13 protein-coding genes and 1 pseudogene are annotated in these 17,522 nt (G+C 41.5%); 3 read left to right on the top strand and 11 right to left on the bottom strand.

All coding sequences use genetic code 11. The features are described 5' to 3' along the window. Nucleotides 1–108: 108 nt before the first annotated feature. Nucleotides 109–720, bottom strand: coding sequence for a hypothetical protein (locus ACXAGQ_RS11690; RefSeq protein WP_475254027.1), 612 nt, complete (start codon nucleotides 718–720; stop codon nucleotides 109–111). A 317-nt stretch (nucleotides 721–1,037) separates the two neighbouring features. On the opposite strand from ACXAGQ_RS11690, the pseudogene ACXAGQ_RS11685 reads away from it, so the two are divergent. Beyond that, nucleotides 1,038–2,053 (top strand): annotated as a pseudogene (locus ACXAGQ_RS11685) (IS110 family RNA-guided transposase). A 359-nt stretch (nucleotides 2,054–2,412) separates the two neighbouring features. On the opposite strand, the gene ACXAGQ_RS11680 reads toward ACXAGQ_RS11685, so the two are convergent. Then, nucleotides 2,413–2,790: a hypothetical protein gene (locus ACXAGQ_RS11680; RefSeq protein ID WP_475254026.1), complete on the bottom strand. Its 378-nt coding sequence runs from the start codon at nucleotides 2,788–2,790 to the stop codon at nucleotides 2,413–2,415. A gap of 869 nt (nucleotides 2,791–3,659) precedes the next feature. Here ACXAGQ_RS11680 and ACXAGQ_RS11675 point away from each other — a divergent pair. Together ACXAGQ_RS11675 and ACXAGQ_RS11670 are read left to right on the top strand one after the other, a co-directional pair. Next, nucleotides 3,660–4,697, top strand: coding sequence for an ABC transporter substrate-binding protein (locus ACXAGQ_RS11675; RefSeq protein WP_475254025.1), 1,038 nt, complete (start codon nucleotides 3,660–3,662; stop codon nucleotides 4,695–4,697). Nucleotides 4,698–4,739: 42 nt separating this feature from the next. After that, nucleotides 4,740–5,501, top strand: coding sequence for a hypothetical protein (locus ACXAGQ_RS11670; protein WP_475254024.1), 762 nt, complete (start codon nucleotides 4,740–4,742; stop codon nucleotides 5,499–5,501). A 395-nt stretch (nucleotides 5,502–5,896) separates the two neighbouring features. On the opposite strand, the gene tolA is transcribed toward ACXAGQ_RS11670, so the two are convergent. The 9 genes from tolA to ACXAGQ_RS11625 all read right to left on the bottom strand — a co-directional run bounded on the left by tolA (nucleotide 5,897) and on the right by ACXAGQ_RS11625 (nucleotide 17,403). Further along, nucleotides 5,897–6,757, bottom strand: coding sequence for a cell envelope integrity protein TolA (gene tolA, locus ACXAGQ_RS11665; protein ID WP_475254023.1), 861 nt, complete (start codon nucleotides 6,755–6,757; stop codon nucleotides 5,897–5,899). A 251-nt stretch (nucleotides 6,758–7,008) separates the two neighbouring features. Further along, nucleotides 7,009–7,908, bottom strand: a complete 900-nt coding sequence (locus ACXAGQ_RS11660; protein ID WP_475254022.1) for a hypothetical protein — start codon at nucleotides 7,906–7,908, stop codon at nucleotides 7,009–7,011. A 295-nt stretch (nucleotides 7,909–8,203) separates the two neighbouring features. Then, entirely contained in the window at nucleotides 8,204–8,410 is a 207-nt protein-coding gene (locus ACXAGQ_RS11655) for an antitoxin Xre/MbcA/ParS toxin-binding domain-containing protein (protein WP_446505842.1), read from the bottom strand. Nucleotides 8,411–8,594: 184 nt separating this feature from the next. Continuing rightward, entirely contained in the window at nucleotides 8,595–10,115 is a 1,521-nt protein-coding gene (locus tag ACXAGQ_RS11650; protein WP_475250885.1) for an ISNCY family transposase, read from the bottom strand. Between the two features lie 279 nt (nucleotides 10,116–10,394). Beyond that, the gene (locus ACXAGQ_RS11645) at nucleotides 10,395–11,285 is read right to left on the bottom strand and encodes an FRG domain-containing protein (RefSeq protein WP_475254021.1); all 891 of its coding nucleotides are present in this window, start codon (nucleotides 11,283–11,285) and stop codon (nucleotides 10,395–10,397) included. A 210-nt stretch (nucleotides 11,286–11,495) separates the two neighbouring features. Beyond that, nucleotides 11,496–11,954, bottom strand: a complete 459-nt coding sequence (locus ACXAGQ_RS11640; RefSeq protein ID WP_475254020.1) for a hypothetical protein — start codon at nucleotides 11,952–11,954, stop codon at nucleotides 11,496–11,498. After that, nucleotides 11,951–13,933 carry a hypothetical protein gene (locus ACXAGQ_RS11635; RefSeq protein WP_475254019.1) on the bottom strand — a complete coding sequence of 661 codons (1,983 nt, stop codon included), beginning with the start codon at nucleotides 13,931–13,933 and terminating at the stop codon, nucleotides 11,951–11,953. The genes ACXAGQ_RS11640 and ACXAGQ_RS11635 overlap by 4 nt, the downstream gene beginning before the upstream one ends. Before the next feature lie 3 nt (nucleotides 13,934–13,936). Next, a complete protein-coding gene (locus ACXAGQ_RS11630) occupies nucleotides 13,937–15,799 on the bottom strand; it encodes a hypothetical protein (RefSeq protein ID WP_475254018.1) in 1,863 nt (620 codons plus the stop codon). Beyond that, nucleotides 15,796–17,403 carry a site-specific integrase gene (locus ACXAGQ_RS11625; RefSeq protein WP_475254017.1) on the bottom strand — a complete coding sequence of 536 codons (1,608 nt, stop codon included), beginning with the start codon at nucleotides 17,401–17,403 and terminating at the stop codon, nucleotides 15,796–15,798. Before ACXAGQ_RS11625 ends, ACXAGQ_RS11630 begins: the two co-directional genes overlap by 4 nt. Nucleotides 17,404–17,522 lie beyond the last annotated feature (119 nt).

The raw sequence follows: 17,522 nt of genomic DNA, 5'->3' as shown, positions 1-17,522 counted from the left end.
AAATTAGCTTCTAGCGGATTATCTGAAGTATTGCAAAGCCTCTATTCACTCACCCACTACATTATGTATGAAGCCCCTTTGCAGGGGCTTTTTTGTATCTGTACAATCTTACTCAGGTTTCCAGAAAAACAATTGTTCTACTATTTCACCGTTAGATGTTGAGTAATAGATCTTGTCCAAAGCCTCACAAACATCAATAGTTAGAATGCTTGCCACCTTCAACTGCGAACCTATGTATGCTTCTCGATATGGTGATTTATCAACAGATCTTAACCCCGCTAATAGTGGAGGAATAGATACCCATAGAGGCATAGCTCTAGAGTTTGTACCTGATATCAGAGATAAACGGTCTCGAGTAGATGGCAAAAGTAATGATGTAGAATCATGGCCTCGAACAGCACGAATTAGAACATCTTTCACCTTAGTATCATCATCCACATATTCTTCAAGATATTGTTCTAACTTGTTCAAGGCGTACTCAAGATCTTGCTTATTGAAAGTGATCAAGGACATATCTCGCTGATAAATCTCCTGATTTCGAAGCATCAGTAATGTCATAAGAGCAATGATTGGTGAATAGATACCTGCAAAGACTGTTCCCATTTCAGCCCATTGGGAATGCTTTTCCCAAATACCAATCTTAAACTGAAATGCATAAAGAAGTATTGGGGATATAAATGCTATCCGAAGTAATATTGTTTTCATCTTTTGCTTATTCATTATGAGTTTATGTAAGGGAAACCATCCTCACAATGTATCATAACAAGCCCAACCTATTGAATAGTTAGTAATTCTTCTAAAATATTCAACCTAAGCCCTGTCATATTTGAACAGAAGAATGTCGCTTAACTTGGTGTCCAATCTTGTTGTGGCAGATCAGTGTGAAGTGTGTGTGGTATCTATAAGCATTAGAAAATGTAGGGAAAGGGAAGGATCCGTTACGTGCTCCATTAGATGTTTAAACTCACTTAATGAGATGGTACGTCCCTCCCTACAGCTAAACTTGAACTGGTTTAGTCTTTAAAGGAAAGTGCCACATGAACAACTCCCACATTATCGGAATTGACCTAGGTAAAAACTCTTTTCATTTAGTTGGGCATGACCAACATGGTCACCAATTATTCAAGAAAAAATTTACTCGCCAGAAGCTACTGGAGTTCTTGTCTTTCCATGAACCTGTAATTTAGCTATGGAATCGTGTGGAGGGGCTCATTGGCTTGCTAGAAAGTGCGTTGAGCTCGGTCATACTCCTAAGCTAATTCCTCCCCAATACGTAAAGCCATACGTTAAAACAAATAAAAATGACTTCATCGATGCCGACGCAATCGCAGAAGCAGCCTCTCGACCAACAATGAGGTTCTCTTCAGCGAAAACCGAATCAGCGCAGGTGGTCTCTACTATTCGGAAAATACGCAGCGGATATATTCGAGAGCGTACTGCTTGTATGAACCGAATCGGTTCAATCCTGCTTGAATTCGGAATTAGTTTTCCCAAAGGTCACGCTGGTATGAAGGGTTTATTTCAGTGGTTAGTGGATAAAAATCAATACCTTCCACCTCTAATCATATTTGAATTGAGTGAACTTCATGAACACTATCTAAACCTCAATGAACGTATAAATTCACAAGCTGACAAAGTCGAAAAAATTCTCGCTGACAATGAGCAGGTTAAGCAATTACAGACTGTTCCAGGTATTGGTCCAGTTATAGCTAGTGCTTGTATATCCACAGTCAGTAATCCAAGTGATTTTAAAAACGGACGAAATTTTGCTGCATGGATCGGGCTTGTTCCTGTTCAATACTCTACGGGTGGCAAATCCACGCTACTTGGGATATCAAAGCGCGGGAATAAGGAGCTGAGAACATTATTTATTCATGCTGCAAGGTCAATTTTATGGAGAGATAAGTCGGTTGAAAGATACTTTGGCTCATGGCTAGTTGAACTTAAGAAACGAAAACCTTTTAACATAGCAGTGGTGGCTTTAGCCAACAAGATAGCTCGCATAGCATGGGCAATATTAGTCAATAAAAAGCCCTTTGAAATCAGAATATAATCGAATTTGCAATGAGAGTAATAGATGACACAACGGTTAGACCACCAGACTGAAGACCTGTTGCCCCAAACAGCAACTTAACATGCTTTACACTTTGCGAGGACAGTCTGGCGCACACCTCATCATAGAGCTGAGACTAATTGACAGTCTCTAACTGACTCTGAATATATTAGCGCAAATCAGCTCGTTATTTTGAACTCTACTTGCAATAACGGGACGTACCATATATTGGGGCAACTCTGAGCTAGCCAAAGTAGCTAGCTCGAAGCTGGAAATTTCCTTGTCAGTAAATCTGCTAATTTATATATTTTCGGATTACTCTAGTTATGGGAGAATCGTACCAAAGTCGTTTGTTATGTCTATTTCAATCGTAGTTCTTTTAATAAAACTTCTGTCTGAACTGTAAATTTATCAAAGTACTCATCATTTTTGGTGAAGTAATGAAAACTATCATGCTCTCCGGACTTAGAGCGATATTGATCGTAGTTTGCATAGGCTTTTTTAATGCGCTTGAACTTTGACTCGCTCAAACTAGCTTGCAAGCAATTCATGTGTGATTCATTCAAACCAAATTGGTAATGACCTTGTTTGAGTGTGTTCAACTGTTCTATAAGAATTTCGCGTATCGGAGTAATAAGTTGGTTGTATTCCTTACGTTTATCTCTCCCCAGAGCAAACCTATGGCCAAGTATTGCCCCCACCAGAACACCTAACAATCCTACAAGAATATGTGACATGTACTACTCCATTAACATAACGCCATATAGACAGATTTTAATCGTTATAGCAATTCGTCTATCTTGCTGATATTAATTGTAAACCTCAAGGCATATCGACTTTTGTTTAAAATGAGAGGGAATTACGGGGCGTAAAATGCTGAAAATTTCCTTGAAATTCTCTGCGACACGGATTAAGTGAATTTGGTCTAGTAAGTTGCACTAAAGGTAACAAGTACGTCAGGGCTGAGAAGCATTGGGGCAAAGGTGTGTTTGCCGCGATCGGCTTCAGCACACCTCAGGACTGAAATACGTTAGTGTATTCACCCTAACCACGGTTGATTAACGCTTTGTTGTAATGTTTCCAGTTGGTCGTTTTGTAACAAGGTTTCGGCATGAGACTACGATCATTAGTAAGTGTAGCCGATCAAATCATAACTTCCTGTACTGTTCCATCGAATTACGCAACAAAGCCTATCTACTCTTCCATCTCTAAATGAATGAGTAAATATAACGATATAAGTTCAACAGGTTGCGGTGGCCGATCAAATATATAATGCGTAAAGGTCAAACTTGACAACCAATATATGCATGCCTAAACATTATATATTTATGTAGAAATGTGGTTGATAATCATGAAAATAAGGTCAAGGCTAGCCTTCTTGCTACTGGTGACATACTTATCAGTAGCCCATTCATTTTCCCACGATAGAATAACAGTGTTTTCAGAGTGTTATCCTCGGGGGGCACAATCACATTCCGTGGACATGTTGGCAGTTATTCATGAGCCTTCAATCGCATGCATTGACCTCTTACATTTATCATATGAACCTCTCTTAACAGTTGATAACTCGAACAAAACTTCCATAAACTTTGTTATTGCTAGTTCGATGGAGATGATAGATTCATTTACTTGGAGAATTTCACTAAGAAAGGACAAATCATTTCTTCGCGGCCATCCACTAACCGCACATGATGTTTATGATGCGTACAGCGGCTACTATGAATTCCTTGACCAGAACTCTTTCGTTGACTCTACGACTATTGAGATTGATGTGCATGATGATTACACGCTTGATATCACTACAAATAGGGATACTACTTATGAGCAATTATTAAAGCATATGAGTGAGGTATTTATCATTAAGGAGTTTAAGCAAGAAGGAGAGAAGACTAATAAATATCTTGGTACGGGAAACTATCTCATTGCGATAGATGGTATTCAATTGACATTCGAACTGCGAGCAGATGTTAACAATCAAATGGCTTTGCCACAGGTTATTGAAGTTACAAATAATATACATTTCCTTCGTTATATTAAACCTGATTTGTTAATTATCTCATACACTTATCAGCAAGAGGAAATATTCAAATTATCAAATGAACAATCAATAGATTTCATGTTCTATCCTTTCGATGAATACATTCTTCTTCGCGATACTCCCAATGAGCTTGATGAAAGACGTAAATTTATTGACGATAATTTTATATTAAAAAAAGAAACAGGTATTCAAAATAACTTTGTCGGTTCTTTAACAGTTTACGAAAATGTTTTTGTGAAATCGAGTGCCACCACTAATCTCTATGGTCTACCCATCACTGATGAAGCAATACCGTCAGACTCCATTCCGTTCAATATGAACAGACATTCAATAAAAGCACTGCAAGAAAAAATTGACAAAGATGCTAGAAGGAATAAACAGAATAATAATACGTATAAAGAAGTTGATATTGATATCATTGAACTTGGTCAAATGATACATGTCCGAGATGGTCATGAGGTTACAGAATATGCCAACAATATATTGAAACTAATGAAAAAGAAGCCCAAATGCAATAAACCTCCCAGATGTAAAGGTGGTTCGAGCTCCAAATGCCCTAAGTCGCATAAGACTGATAGCTCAACAGCCAAATGCGCAAACAACTAGCACCCACAATTACTTGTCAAAGAAGAGGTTTAGACGGAGTGAATGAAAAAAGTCACGCAGCAAATAGGCGATAGTATAGGAGAGTTCAAGCATGACGCCATCTCAAACATTATAGCTGGGATAGCCCTTTTGATCGGAGTGATTAATGGGGCGTTTAGTCTTTATAACTATTATATAGAAGCTGAAGTCACACAAGGTGATCTTCGTTATGCGCAGTTTGAATGTTACCCAGCAGTTTGGAGCGAAATATCCAAAGAATATGACAATTGTCACCAAGATGCTTTGTTGCATATTAGAGCAGGAATATTTTCTTTCATTAATAATGGACAGCCAGGATACAATGGTATCGTAGAGGATATAAGTCTTAAAATTGCCTTCTTTGACGATGATAATAAATTAATCAGAGAAAGTGACTATTATTGGTTGTACATTGCAGATCAAACTTCTGCTGGATATAACGAAACAAATGCGAAAGTTCTACTTGTCCCTGGAAAGGGCGTAATTGGTAAAGAAATAACGTTTGAATATGTGCCTATATACTTGAATAATGGCGCTTCCCGAAAAATATTAAGTAAGAAAAACAAGATATTGTGGCAGGAGTTTATCAGTCTATTAAAAAACACCTATGAGATTGAACTAAAATTCAAAACAAACTTGGTTGATGAAAAAGACCCTTTAGAAAAGCAATGCCGAATCTTCATTGATGAAGCCATAATATCGAATCTTCAAACCGCGAAAGAGCGCATTTTACACTTCGTGAGAGATTGTAACGCCGAGCCAATCAATAGTGATGATGTAAAATAGTGGATATCACAAAAGTGTGGCAGTTCTTCGGGATGGAAAACCCTTGTCATTGAAAGTTTATGACGCTTACAGGGTGTTTTTTGTTGAAGAAAGGGTGTGAGTCGTTAGCCAGTCTATAAAGCAAAAAGTGTCCATCCAGCCAAACTTTCGGAAAGCTTTTGATATGGCAAAGTGACATAAACAGGATGTTAATGACCTTTTACTCTAAACGATAATGGGGCAAAGGTGTGTTTGCCGCGATCGGCTTACGGTGATCTACCCCGTCAGCACGGAGCTGGACAGTAACATGCACTTGGATAGAAAGAATAAACCATTCGTTAGCTGACTCGAAAGCGGCGCTACTGAATTATTACCTTTACGTACTCGACTGCCATCAGACAGACCTGTACTTAGATTTAAAACGACATATCTACGCTTCTAAGCTTTTCAATAATAGCTTTGTCTTGTGGCATTGGGAATTGTGAGACTTTTACCACCGCCGCTTTTAGTGCTCTACAATAACTGTTGTCTCCATAACCACTTGCATCTAGCACAAGCCCGTTAGTTGACAGCCTCATCGATATTTCACATTCTTTTGAAGAGTACGAAGGAGACACTAATAGGCTTTGTTTGATCATTTGCATGTAAATTTCTTTATATCTCAACATTTCTGATGAAACAAACCTATCTCGAACACTTGTTTCGGAGTTGATATTCTCTGTGTTTTTTGCCGAAAGTGTGTTTGAGGCTGTTGATTTATAGATAGGTTTTACATCGTCTGTAAGTGGAGTGCTACACTTTGAAGATATGCGTTCAATGGCCTTGGCTGAACCATTCAGACTCAACTTTTCTTTAGTTTTCAACTCATTGTGGTTATAAACTTCTAGGTTGATGCTGCTCCCTAATTTCATTTCAGCCCATAATTTTTCAGGAATATTACGGTTTACAAGACCGCCTCTATAGGAATTGCTATACATATATCCTTCAAGGTTATATACAGCGTTTTTATCAACTCGGACTCTTAATCTAACACTTGAGTTTGGGGTGGCAATTGCACCGCTATCATAGAATGATAAGCCAACCTTACCTTTGCTTTCTCCCTCATGAATTCTGCACTCAATACCGAAATTCACATAATCGCCATATCCATATGACTTCGATGTGTATGAATGATAGATATGTATATCCTCCATACCATCTGACCAATCTTTATTTTTGAAGGAGGCATTCGCTTGTAGTGAGCCAACCAATGCTGAAAACAAGATAAAGTATTTCATTATATTCCTTTGCCATTAGCTTCTTGCCCTCACAGTACAAGCATGAGGAAAATTAAGTCAAATGGCGATTAGGCAAACTGAGCAGTCGATCGGCCGTAACAAGTTTTGGGGCAAAGGCGTGTTTGCCGTGATCGACTCTCTACTTTCTTGGAACTTCTTTCATTAATAATCGCCCCGTGGAATAATGGGACCCTTACCTAAAACAAAATGCCTTGCTAAGGGGCGGCTAACCGTCACTAATATGTAACTTGTTAACCATCGAGCTTTGCCTTACGCAACTCTTCGAAAGTAACATACAATTCTTTTACGCGACGAGACAAATTAAACAAAGAAATACTGTTAAATGGTACTACGCCTGATTGCAACTGACCTCCAGCGCTTCCTGGATAGAATGAAAGGAGGATGCGATTTTTGGCAACAGAGAGCTTAAAGTTTTTCAATTTTTGTTCATCGATTTGTGAGAGAAAAGTTGTAACTGGATCAGGATCATCAGGATATGCTCGTGGAATACTGAACCATGTTTTAGAAGCCACCTCATCTAAGGCTTTTGCCGCAACATCAAAGTTAGACTGAATCCAAGGCATCGAATGAAATAAAGTTGCGTATTTTCCAGTAAATTGATGAACCTGAATCGACAACGCAACTAGCCGCTTACGTTTTAAGTCAATTTCATGACCTCTTCCATTTTGGTAAGAAACCAGAAACAATTTTTCTTGTTTGTTTTTAGACTTTCTAACTTTTTCGGAGGTATCTAGAACTTCAGATGTATAAATCTCACAGTCAGTAACAAGTGAATTTACTTCAGTAAAAAAAGCATTTAACTCACCAGATGCCTGTAATTTTATGTTTGCTAACAACTGGGATTTCCAATTGGAGGTCGCACTTGCATAGGCCACGAGAAATCCTACGACCGTTACCAAAGAACTCACAATAGCGACTTTCATTTCATCAGTAAGCGCATAAAGCCATGCCATTAGTTCATCAAAAGAGTATGCTGGATATCCGAAAAGGAACTCACTGTAGTGCCTAACCACGAACATCGTGACCAACACTCCATACAGGTTACCCAAGAAAAACCTTGTACAAACACCAAGACTAACAAAAATGTAAAAGAAAGCCGTCTTAAACAATGATGCGTATTTCTGACTCAAACATAATCTCCTTGATGGTTAACAGCTTTACTCAAAGCGCAGCTACATAGTTAACTGAATATACTAAATCTTTCATATATTCATTGTGCAATGTGTTGAAAATATTAAAAATATCACCTTCTCTTACATCAAAGGCGATATGGAGCCATAAGCGGGTATGTATCAGGGTTCGCGATATCACTGAAATTAACATAGCTAGGGATAAATCCAGGCAGAACTACTCTCAGTGAACCTGCTAGCAAGCTTTGGGGGAAACTGTGTTATCTACGGGAATGAGTTTAAGGAGGATAACTTTCTAGCTGAAGTCTCCGTATTTGAGTTTGTATAGTAGTTGTCTTACTTGTTCATGCCCATTTACATCTTCGAGCAAGTCGCTTGGTTTACGCCCTGACAGTGCTGGAATGGGCGTCTGAAACCATTCTTCAACCAAGGAATCACTACCAAACACTTCAAGCGCTAGTGTTCGAATGTCACTATGCTCGGACAAAAATGCTTCTTCCATACGGGCTAACCTTACAAATACCTGTGATTCAAAAGTATACCTGAGAGATGAGTTTCTGGCACACTTCGGGGCAGATGTACGTTACGATGATCTACCCTTGTCATTACTGAGGGAACATGACGGGATAAATACCAACCGATTCTGTCATGCTCCTATATTCTAGTTCCCATGTTGCTCACTCGCCTTACACGTCGATATTCATCGATTGTGATTTTTTAATCCTAAGCTCCCTAGTATTGAGTTTTTCTTCCTTCCAGATGTTTTTAATCGTGCCGATACTCACGGTGATGTCATGTTGTTTTAACTCCATCATTAATTGCATTAATGTCGCATGAGGGTTCAGCAGCGTCAGCTCGATAATCTTGTCTTCTGCGTGCTCTGGTATGCGATTCTTACTGCGCTTGAGGGGTTTATTGATGCGCTTTAACCCCATAGGCCCTTCCTCGGCCATTATTTTCTGATAGGTGTAAAGGGATTGGCGGGAGCAGCCAAGGATACGGGCGGCTTTAGAGATACTTCCAAGTTGTTCAACGAGCTCTAATGCTTCTATTTTCCGCTGAACCTCTTTGCCATATTCACTGCATTTTCGGGGCTCAACGAGTTCCGTTATATCGAGCCGACGGTGGCCAAAATAGGCAGAGAAGGTGCCGTCGAACTGACAGCGGATTTCCACCTGTTGGTTGACTATCGAATAACGGATAGGCGAGTCGATAACGTACATCTTGTTATCGAAGCTGAACGTGTGATCTCGCCGTATCTTGCGGTACTCTTTTTGCACACAGATAGTGTTGAGGTCTAAATCATCTGGTAAACGCTTAAAGGCCGAGCGTACGCTTTTCGGCTGAACCATGACGTGTTTTGCCCAGTAGTTTGGGATGAACTCTTCTTGTAGATACCGATTAGCACTTGCCATATCCGTGACTTTGTTTAATCGAAGTTCAGGCACAAGCCGATCTTGGAAGGTATCGAAGGATCGCTCTATACGCCCTTTGCCCTGTGGTGAGTTGGCGAAGATAATCTCGATACCGAGCTCCTCACAGGCACGCTGCATTTGCGAGAAGTTGCTGCGCTTAGGGCCGCCAAAAATACCGGCTCTATCCACGTAAAGGGTTTTGAATATGCCTCGTTTTTCGATATAAGCCCGCATCACTTTCATGCACCCTTCCGTGGTTTCAGACGGGAAAAACTCAGCATGGATATCACTGGTGGCATCATCAATGATGGCAATCAGGCAAGACCGTTCATCACCGAACCAGCGATGGGGGCTACCATCCATTTGCAACATGAGCCCAGGCGATTCCATACGCTCACGATACTTTCGGACTCGGCTTCTGCGTCGCTTGGCACGCTTCACGTGATGGATATCATGGGCCCACGACCGCAGGGTTTCACGTTTGATTGAGAGTCCTTCATTCTTCGCCAGGAGCTCTGATAGGTGTTGCAGGTTGAAGTCGTAATACTTGGTCTGGATGAGGTTTTGCACCTCTTTCTTGAGCGACTCTGGGATTTTATTAACAGGAGCACGGCCTTTGTTGCCATGAATAACGAATTGAATGCCTTCTTTCCGATAACGGTTCAAGTAACGTTCGATTGTTCTGCGTGACTTGCTGAGCAAGGTTGCGGCGCTATTGATACTCATTCTGCCGTCGATAACTTTGGCAATAATATCGACAGTGAACTGGGATTTGGAATCCATGTAGAACATCCTTAGCACCTTTTAAAGCTCCATTAATTACTTTAAAAGGTACGCTAAATGAGTTCCGTCAAATTCCCTCGGTAGTTAACGTAATGACAAAGTCGCTTGGTAGTTAACATACGACAGAATCGCTTGGTGATCACATACGATGATCTACCCTGTCAGCACGCAGTTGGACAAAAGTGAGTTATATAGATTGCTAAATTAGCATTTAATGGATTACTTAAAGTATCGCAAAACTCTAATGTAGTGACCAGTTTCACTTATCCACTAAATGCTTACTTAATGCTAAGTTGATAGGAGACTTTTGAGATGTTTCTTGACCTCCCAGTACTTTAGTTTCGCGTTCGTGGCTTTTCCTGCTCCATCTGCGCTTGGATATATAGTCGCCCCATTCATTTTAGCTTTCTCACAAAGTTCATACAGCTTAACAGCCTCTCTAACAGGAAGTGTTAATTTTTTTAAAGGGCAGTTTTGAACGGGTTCAATAACATCCTCTAACGCAAAATTGGTAAATTTACCTCCACGCATACCTGAGTGTATATGAACAGTAAATAAGCCTGATTGAGCTGAGACGTGTGGAGAAATACTACCAGCAACATTTAGTAGCCTGAATTTATTCTTATATTGACTAATTTGCTTTGTATTCATGACCCAAATCGCCAATTCAGAATCATCTGTCCAAGTTTGATAACTTTCAAGTGCAGCAACAACAGCAAAATAGACAGCTATATATGGTTGTCGTGTCCAATCCAAAAGCCTCGTTGGTACTGCATGATGTTGTGCCAAAGCCATTAGTTCAAAAAGTATGTCGTTTGGCCAGAGATCTGGTCGAACAAGATAAGTGTCCTGATGGTCAATATCTAGATACATTTCTCGAAATTCTGGGGAGTCATTAGGGATACTAACACCAATATCGTCACAATACTGAGCAAATTGATTTAAAACTTGAAGCTCATTGAATATTAGTTGGTCGGATGTGGCTTGACTCCCCATAAACGTCATTAGCTCTTGATGACGAAATAAAGATGGAGTTAAGGACCAGCTAGCATCGCCTTGTCCTCTATAAATTGCTGTATATGGGTGTGAAAATAGGTCACGAGTCGGGCTCAAAGATTCCCAAAGATCATTCGCATTTTTGAACTGTATCACTTCAAACTTATGGCTCGTGGTGTTCATCGTGTCCCTTGCTTATTTAATATATCAATAAATACTTAATATAATTAATTGCTTATGATGTGGTGTGTATAATTTTGTATAGTAATTTGATTAGATAGATTAAGTCAAAGAAGTACTTGTCGATCTGCTGCCATGATCAGATCTAACTCATAAAGGGGCAGAAACGTGTTACGTCCCTTTACCCCATTACACTTTGAGCGTGGGAAAGTGTTACTTTATGAGAGTCACAACTGAGTTTTCATCCAATAACTCTTGTTGGAGGTCAAACACCCTAAAGCGGAGCCTGGCATTCTCAGCCTCTAACTGCTTCCGGGCCTCAACTGCATTGTTTCGTTGCACCCTGTATTTATCTTTAAGCTCATTAGCTTTCTTCAACTGATGTTTCAGCCCATCAAGCTCAGACAAAGGGACATCTAGCTCAATATCTAAACCTGTTGTCATTGCCTTATCACGATTGAGGTTGTATTCGTCGATAACAGGTTTGGCGTAGGCCACGAATTCTTTGAACTTATGGACATAGCTATTGCCAAGTTGGGCTTCATTATTGATTCGGTTCAACGTCAGCTTGCCCGTCGCCTTAACATGAAGCGGCTTGCCATCTAATAAGCGCTGAAATGCATTGACCAGTAACCCTTCTGCCTTGCAGGTTGCCTTATACTCTACTTTCATGACCACACCGCCTTAATATCATCAATGAAGCTATCAAATGGGATGCGGTGTTTGACCAATGTGGGTTCAATAGACTGAATCTTCTTTTTTCTGGCATCCAGAATCAATTCATTGGCATAATCACCCATATCATTGATTGCCCGAAATGAAGCGATTAGGTTGTCCCGCTCCCTCGAAAGCCTTTTGGCCGCCTTATCAGTGACAACCTTATGCTCACAGGGGGCTTCAACAATATCCATTAGGGAGCAAAGGCGCTCACAGTTACGGTTGGTGCAGTACCCCCCTGTAGGAAGCAACACAATGGATTTGTCACCAGACCTTACCAAAGCGAGCAACTCACTTCGGGACATCACTATTTCTTCACCCTGTGCTAGCCGCTCTGCTTTATTCTGGGCTATGCGCTCACCTTCTGCACCGCTTAAGGTATCGGATACGTTGTAAATATCATCCCATGCGTCGACCGCTGAACTTTCAATGGCTTCATCAAATTCACTCATTAACTGAGTATCCATCAACAGTTGGTTGGTACGCGCCAGCTCGGAATAATTCGCGTACCAATTGGACATGTTTATATTGCGGTGCTTAAGCTGGTATTTGACTGTAAGCGCGTTGCCCAGTCGGTTCTTCACCATAAAGACCACAAAGCTCCTTCGTAAGTCATGTGGACTAAGCCTTGGTAAACCACTTCCGACCTTTAAGCTCCCTGCGCGGTCTGGATTTAGCAGGTCGAATTCCTCAACGTCTTCAGCGGTCGCAATAATGTTGAATTCTTTCAGATTAAATGCATCACCAGCACCGTCAACCTTATATTTTAACGACGATTTAATTATGAGAGCTTCACTGTCATAAGGGATATCAGAAGAAATAAAGGCACTCTCAAGGTCTTGTTTCTTTGCATTGTATTGGTCTTTGGTTAACAGACCATTTTGATAACCGTCATCTAACCGTTCTAACGAATACCTTCTCGCGGCTTGCGTAGCGTCATAAGCTAGCTCCAGTGCCAGCTTTGCGATAGGAGCAGTATTCCACGTCGTATAAATCTTTTCGCCCTTATTTCCTTTTGTAGAAAACCCTGAAACCTTGGGCACAGCAGCCAGTGAATCGTCATAGCTCCCTTTATTCATGGAGAGCAGCTCTTCCTTTCGGGCTGCGGAGAATAAACCGACACAGATAAAGCACATCCTGAGCAGCGTACCTAACCAGTTTCCTCGCCTGTGAAACGAAAAATTAGGAATGGCTTTTCGTTCAGGCCACTTGCTTGTTCTGTCAGACATCCTTTTTCTGAATGTCATCATTTGCCTCTCGTTAAGGGTACTTACATCAAGTGCTTTTAACTCAGCACTCAGCATATCATCCTGATAGGTGTATAGCTTTTCCATCGCCTCTGAAATCTGATGGCGATAAGGGTGATAGTTTTCTACAAATTCAACAACTGTCTTTAAAACACTGACATGAATTGCTTCAGGAAATGCGATGGCCTGACCATTACCAGCATCAGGGCTAACCCACTTGATATACTCTCGTTTATGGACGTAACGCGTTACAAGATCCGCTTTATTCAGTGAGTTAATCGTAGAGGCAATACCTTGGCACGTATCTTTAGCAAAAAGCCCATACAATGTTTTACTGCACCTCTTCCACTCTCGTTCGCTCGAAAGCAAGCTGAAGTCACTTTTTCCCCAGCGTGTTGCGATGGTGTTTAATTTGTCCCTTGTGCTTCTGAGCGTGCTAACAGCCGCATGGGAGTTAGAGTTTGAATTTTCCTTTTGCCATTGCATCAGCGCATAGAGGTAAGACTTAATATCGCGGCGGTACTTCTCATCAATACGCCCAAAAGAGATTGTTTTTTCATTCTGGTTCAGGGCGTGAAAATCCCAGTCTATATCAAAGATACGTGACACACCTTTCCCGTCAGAGTCAAAAGTCACATACGGATTTTCAGCAACTTCTTGGCGAAGCTGTATAAGCTTTTCAGACATAAGTTACCCCTTAAAGAATTGGCTTGCGCTGGCTCGGTCTTGGTAAAGCGGGTGGAAATCGCCGTCATCCACTTTCTGTTTTGCTTGAGCGTAGTTTTTAGGTGCTTTTTGTTTCAGCCTGAGAAGGACTTTTTTCAATAAGCCTTCCACCACGAAAAACTCATCTTTAGGTGCGGAATTACTCGCCACCATCTCCTTGAGGTCTTCAATTTGCTCTAAAAATGACAGCATCAGCCAAATGTCATTTTCTGACGCCACCAATTTATGACTGTCGCAATCAAAGCAAGAAATAAAGTCCGTGCAACGACCAGTATCTTTCGAAAAATCAACGCCTAGCTGCTTCATCCGCCTAGCTTCCGCAATAAGCTTATCTGGTGTTGCCCCTGCGCATTTGATGCCACAGGGTGTTGTCATTAATAGCCGTTCTTTGCCTTCACGGCTGCGCAAATTCTTATAATCATAATCTGACAAAATATCGCTGCGCATCGCCTTTGCGCCCTCGATGGCTTTACCAATCTTCTCGCCCTTGGCAATTGCGTATTGTGCGTCCATCGTGACATTAAGGTTATTATCATGGTCTGCCTGAACACCACTAGAGTAGCGTTGGGCGACAACATTTATGTCATTATTCAGCCCCTGTGACACAAGGAAGATATCTTCAGTGACTCGCATCAGTACATCAGATTTTGTTGCCCTGAATCGGCTTGTAGTAACCGTTAAGCCAGTTATCTTCTCAAGCTGAGTATTGATGTAGCCAATATTTGAGCCTTTGATATTAAATGTCTGAACCTCACCGCTGGTATTGAAGAAAGGGCATAGCGGCAGCTCATTTGACAGTGGTATACCCAGTGATTGATACATCACCTTAGATGTTTTTAGCCATCGGGTGATTAGTTCTTTGCTTCGCAGGCTAAAGCCCGCGCTATTATCCAAGTCCTTATAACCCGCCCTGAACTTCTCACCGTCAAAAACAAACCGCCCACTGCCAATGCTTTTAAATGAAACGTCCTTATGCTGTAAATTAGCGAGCACCGATGTATTCATGCCTGTCAGCATTGAGAACACGAAAAACCAGTTGCGTGATGCATGATTATAAAATACCTGCTGATGAAGTTGCTCAAGTGGAAGCGGGCTACTCTGTATAGCTCCCACCACGGGCTTCATGCACTGCATGAAGCCATTTTTCTTTTTTGCACTTTGCCTTAATGTCCAGCCATAGCGCCTTACTTGCTCATCAAACCGCTCTTCATCAAAGAACGGATGAATATCTAGCAACTCATTTTTCTCAATCGCTTCCTGAAAGCCCACAGCGCCTTTAACCAATACCTTAGATAACGGCTTCAGCTCTGTTTCCACATGGTACGCTTTATTTGCAGCAGGAGTTCTCGCGGAAACTTCTGGCAGTACCTTAAGGTCAGACTCTCGACTCCACATTCTTAATAGGAAAGATAAGCTGCTTTTAATTTGCTCAGCTAATGATACCTGCTCACCTTTTTCACGTAATTTATTGAAGTGCTTAATGCAATCAATCATGGCTGCATTACTGAAAATGTCACCGTGATACCCAATGCCGTCAAGATATTGGAAGTAGCTTACAAGCCCTGTAAAATAACTATTCTTTGATTGGTTTGCAGGTAAGGGGGTTAGCATTTGGAGAATGTCCCTGACGATATCATCCCGATTCGCCAACACGCCACTCCCTGATTCAATCTGTTTCACTGTCGGGACATTACGGTAGCGTAGGCGGTGAGTATAGGCTTTTATTCCATTGCCACAATCTAGAACCATATCTTCAAAGCGAAGAGGGGTAACAGGTGCGCTCGGTTTATTAAGCGCTATTTTGGTACGTTTACGTCCTTGCGTCATAGTGCCCCTTCCAAGTCCTCAAAAGCGCCAATATAGTCCAGTACATCCTCGTAGATTTCGTCGGCAGAGGGCATGTCCTGTGCTATTTTCAGGTACTCCATGGTCGTCGCCCTATCTTCATGGCCTAGCAAAGCCGATACCCTATCCAATGCCTCATCGGGTGTGATTAACGGGTTGCCATACTCATCCTTTTTATTTAAAAGGTGGCGGAAGATATTCACAGCAAACGTTGAGCGTAAATTATGGAGGGAACCCACAATAGGGTGGTCGAGACCTTGGGTTAGGTTTGCAGTGTTACGAATTTCCACCCAACGCCCAGTAAAGTCTTGTAGTCGGGTATACATGGGCTTCCCGGACTGAGTAATAAACAGGTATTCCAGTTCGGGGTTAATGGCATCATCACCCTCAAAGAGATGCGTATTACCTGCCTTAACCTGCTCCTTGCACCATGCTTTGAATTTATCTAGACGCTTTTGATACCTGTCAGACTGCGAGTAATCGTAAAGCACCTTCATTAATGCGGCAGGGATAATGGTGACGCGGCTTTTATTCTTCTCTGCGAAGCCCTCAGCCGTCTTTGTGAGTGATTGATATTTATCACCGACACCCAAATCCATCACAGGCTTTTTAAACACCTCTTTGCCGTCTTGAATCATTGTTTCGGGGTTAACAATCTGTCCCAAATGAAGGCTCGCTGCTTCCTCACGGCGTAACCCCGTATTACGGCAAATAATTGGGTGCAGACAAAACTCAATCGGCAGAGAATGCAGTTTATTATTGTCACCATGACGAACCACCCTGCGGGACTTCATTAATATGGTTTGCAGGATGTTCCATTCACTATTGGTAAACGGTTTTAAGTCACGGCGAAGGTTGCTGAGGTTTGTGCCGCCACTGCGAGATGACTTAGCAAACTTAATCCGCATATCCGTCGTGTGCACCTGCTTACGTTGGTAAGCTTTCATGCTGGATGCAGACGCCTCGAAATGGATATTCACGGTCTCAAACTGGAAGGGAGGGTTATTAAAGCGAATGCCTTGGCGAATGCCTTGGCGAAGGCAGTGTTTATAGAAACCAACGACACTGCTCATATATTGCCTAGCCGTTGTTTTAGCCAATACACCATCAATCGCGAACTGCTTGATTCCATCACGATATTGGTAGGTTAACCGCTCTTGTTTGTTACGAGGAAAGGCACTCCATTCTGGACGGGGGTCATCATAGAGAGGGTCAAAGTCCCCTTCATCGTATTCAGCATCCCACTCAGCCTGTTTGTCCAATACAAAGCTGAAGTAATGGGCAAGCCCCTGTGCATCTGTACCAAGCTCAAGCACGCCATCATCAATTGCTTTCGACAACAAGAACTCATTGGCCATGTTTATCGGCTGGTAGCTAATTAGGTTATCTTTGTTGTCGTACCCGACGATATTGAGTAAGGGAAGTTTCTTAATGGGGAGCTTGTTGCCATTGGCACGGTAGGTAACCTGAGGTTCGCCATTCTCATCAATGGATACCAATGGTTTCTCGTAAACGAAGTTAGGGATAGATGAAATCTCTACCTCTTTTCGTATGACCTTTTTCTGATTTCCATCGCTTTCTGGCATACACACCCCACATGACAACTGTATATAAAAACAGTATACATCTAGTTTTAAACTTTAAAAGTTATGTATGTGGGTTTTCATTGTCGCGATCAAAAAAATGCCGCCACTGTTGCACAATA

This window comes from Photobacterium sp. ABD4_091 (assembly GCF_056160145.1).
The sequence above is the reverse complement of the archived record's forward strand: the minus strand, read 5'-3'. Positions and strand labels throughout refer to the sequence as shown.